The sequence below is a fragment of the Streptomyces shenzhenensis genome, assembly GCF_003688995.1.
GTDB lineage: Bacteria > Actinomycetota > Actinomycetes > Streptomycetales > Streptomycetaceae > Streptomyces > Streptomyces shenzhenensis_A.
Genome location: NZ_PENI01000076.1, coordinates 1 through 3,342 on the forward strand (window position 1 = coordinate 1; position 3,342 = coordinate 3,342).

Here is a 3,342-nt window from a genome sequence, read left to right on the forward strand (position 1 = left end):
GCGAACTGGCCCCCGGCACCGACCGCTGGGGCGCGGACGTCACCCCGGACGCGATGGGCCACTGGACCTACCACGTGGAGGCATGGGGGGATCCGGTCACCACCTGGCGGCACACCGCACAGATCAAGATCCCGGCAGGCCTCGACACGGATCTGGTCCTGAAGGAGGGCGCCGAGCTGTACACGCGGGCCGCCGCCGGTGTGCCGGAGGGCCCCGGCCGCACCCTGGTGCTGGCCGCGGCGCGGTCACTCGGCGACGACTCGCGCCCGCCACGGGACCGGCTCGCCGCGGCGTGTGCGCCGGAGGTGGACGAGGTACTCGCCCGCCACCCGCTGCGGGAACTCGTCACCGCCAGCGCGCCGCTGCCCCTGCTCGTGGAACGCGAACGCGCCCTGTACGGCTCCTGGTACGAGTTCTTCCCCCGCTCCGAAGGCACCCCCCAGCAGCCCCACGGCACCTTCCGCACCGCCGCCCGCCGCCTGCCCGCCATCGCCGCCATGGGCTTCGACGTCGTCTACCTCCCCCCGATCCACCCCATCGGCACCACCCACCGCAAAGGCCGCAACAACACCCTCACCGCCCACCCCGACGACGTCGGCGTCCCCTGGGCCATCGGCTCCCCCGAAGGCGGCCACGACACCGTCCACCCCCGCCTCGGCACCACCGACGACTTCCGCCACTTCGTCCGCCAGGCCACCGCCCACGGCCTCGAAACCGCCCTCGACCTCGCCCTCCAATGCTCCCCCGACCACCCCTGGATCCACCAACACCCCCACTGGTTCCACCACCGCCCCGACGGCACCATCGCCCACGCCGAGAACCCACCCAAGAAATACCAGGACATCCACCCCCTCACCTTCGACACCGACATGGACGGCCTCACCACCGAGACCCTCCGCATCCTGCGCCACTGGATGTCCTGCGGCGTCCGCATCTTCCGCGTCGACAACCCCCACACCAAACCCGTCGCCTTCTGGGAACGCGTCATCACCGACATCAACACCACCGACCCCGACGTCATCTTCCTCGCCGAAGCCTTCACCCGCCCCGCGATGATGCACACCCTCGCCCAGATCGGCTTCCAGCAGTCCTACACCTACTTCACCTGGCGCACCACCAAACAAGAACTCACCGACCACCTCACCGAACTCACCGGCGAGGCCGCCGCCTACATGCGCCCCAACCTCTTCCCCAGCACCCCCGACATCCTCCCCGCCCACCTCCAGCACGGCGGCCGCCCCGCCTTCGAGACCCGCGCCGTCCTCGCCGCCACCCTCTCCCCCACCTGGGGCATCTACAGCGGCTACGAACTCTGCGAGAACACCCCCCTGCACGACAACAGCGAGGAATACCTCAACTCCGAGAAATACCAGCTCACACCACGCGACTGGACCACCGCCACCCACCAGGGACACACCATCGCCCCCCTCATCACCCGCCTCAACACCATCCGCCGACGCCACCCCGCGCTGCAACGCCTGCGGAATCTGCGCTTCCACCAGACCGACAACGACGCCGTCCTCGCGTACAGCAAGCGCACCGGCGACGACACCGTCGTCGTGGTCGTGAACCTCGACCCCCACCACACCCAGGAGGCCACGGTCTCGTTGGACATGCCGCAACTCGGCCTGGACCGGCACGAGTCGGTGCCGGTGCACGACGAACTGACGGGTGAGACCTATCACTGGGGCAGGGCCAACTATGTGCGACTCGAACCGGGTCACCGGCCCGCGCACATCCTCACCGTCCTGCGACCGTCCAGCCCGCAGATCGGAGGGTCACCCACACGATGATCGTCAACGAGCCGGTCCCGGACACGTTCGAGGACACTCCCGCCAAGGACCGGGATCCGGAGTGGTTCAAGCGTGCCGTCTTCTACGAGGTCCTGGTCCGCTCCTTCCAGGACAGCAACGGTGACGGCGTCGGCGACCTGAAGGGCCTCACCGCCAAGCTGGACTATCTGCAATGGCTCGGCGTCGACTGCCTCTGGCTGCCCCCCTTCTTCAAGTCACCCCTGCGCGACGGCGGTTACGACGTCTCCGACCACACCGCCGTGCTCCCCGAGTTCGGCGACCTCGCCGACTTCGTCGAGTTCGTCGACGCCGCCCACCAGCGCGGCATGCGCGTCATCATCGACTTCGTCATGAACCACACCAGCGACCAGCACCCGTGGTTCCAGGAGTCCCGCAAGAATCCCGACGGCCCCTACGGCGACTACTACGTCTGGGCCGACGACGACAAGCAGTACGCCGACGCACGGATCATCTTCGTCGACACCGAAGCCTCGAACTGGACCCACGACCCGGTACGGGGCCAGTACTACTTCCACCGCTTCTTCTCCCACCAGCCCGACCTCAACTACGAGAACCCGGCCGTCCAGGAGGAGATCCTGGCCGCCCTGCGCTTCTGGCTGGACCTCGGGATCGACGGTTTCCGGCTGGACGCGGTGCCCTACCTCTACCAGCGCGAGGGCACCAACTGCGAGAACCTGCCCGCCACGCACTCCTTCCTCAAGCGGGTGCGCCGCGAGATCGACTCGATGTACCCGGACACCGTGCTGCTGGCGGAGGCGAACCAGTGGCCGGAGGACGTCGTCGACTACTTCGGCGACTACCGCACCGGCGGCGACGAATGCCACATGGCCTTCCACTTCCCCGTCATGCCCCGCATCTTCATGGCCGTACGCCGCGAATCCCGCCACCCCGTCTCCGAGATCCTCGCCAAGACCCCCACCATCCCCACCCACTGCCAATGGGGCATCTTCCTGCGCAACCACGACGAACTCACCCTCGAAATGGTCACCGACGAAGAACGCGACTACATGTGGGCCGAATACGCCAAAGACCCCCGCATGCGCGCCAACATCGGCATCCGCCGCCGCCTCGCCCCCCTCCTCGACAACGACCGCAACCAGATCGAACTCTTCACCGCCCTCCTCCTCTCCCTCCCCGGCAGCCCCATCCTCTACTACGGCGACGAGATCGGCATGGGCGACAACATCTGGCTCGGCGACCGCGACGCCGTCCGCACCCCCATGCAATGGACCCCCGACCGCAACGCCGGCTTCTCCTCCTGCGACCCCGGCCGCCTCTACCTCCCCACCATCATGGACCCCGTCCACGGCTACCAGGTCACCAACGTCGAAGCCGCCATGTCCTCCCCCTCCTCCCTGCTCCACTGGACCCGCCGCATGATCGAGATCCGCAGACAGAACCCCGCCTTCGGACTCGGCACCTACACCGAACTCGACTCCACCAACCCCGCAGTCATCGCCTTCCTCCGCGAACACGACGACGACCTCGTCCTCTGCGTACACAACTTCTCCCGCTTCGCACAGCCGAC

The 3,342-nt window shown here is 67.9% G+C and carries 2 protein-coding genes; both read left to right on the forward strand.

The genetic code is table 11. The features are described from left to right. Window positions 1-1,793: alpha-1,4-glucan--maltose-1-phosphate maltosyltransferase (locus tag CTZ28_RS46175; RefSeq protein ID WP_147481312.1), on the forward strand; the 1,793-nt coding region annotated here is incomplete at its 5' end. After that, window positions 1,790-3,342 (forward strand): maltose alpha-D-glucosyltransferase (gene treS, locus CTZ28_RS46180; protein ID WP_121895936.1); only part of this gene is annotated, 1,553 nt, incomplete at its 3' end. The genes CTZ28_RS46175 and treS, both read left to right, overlap by 4 nt.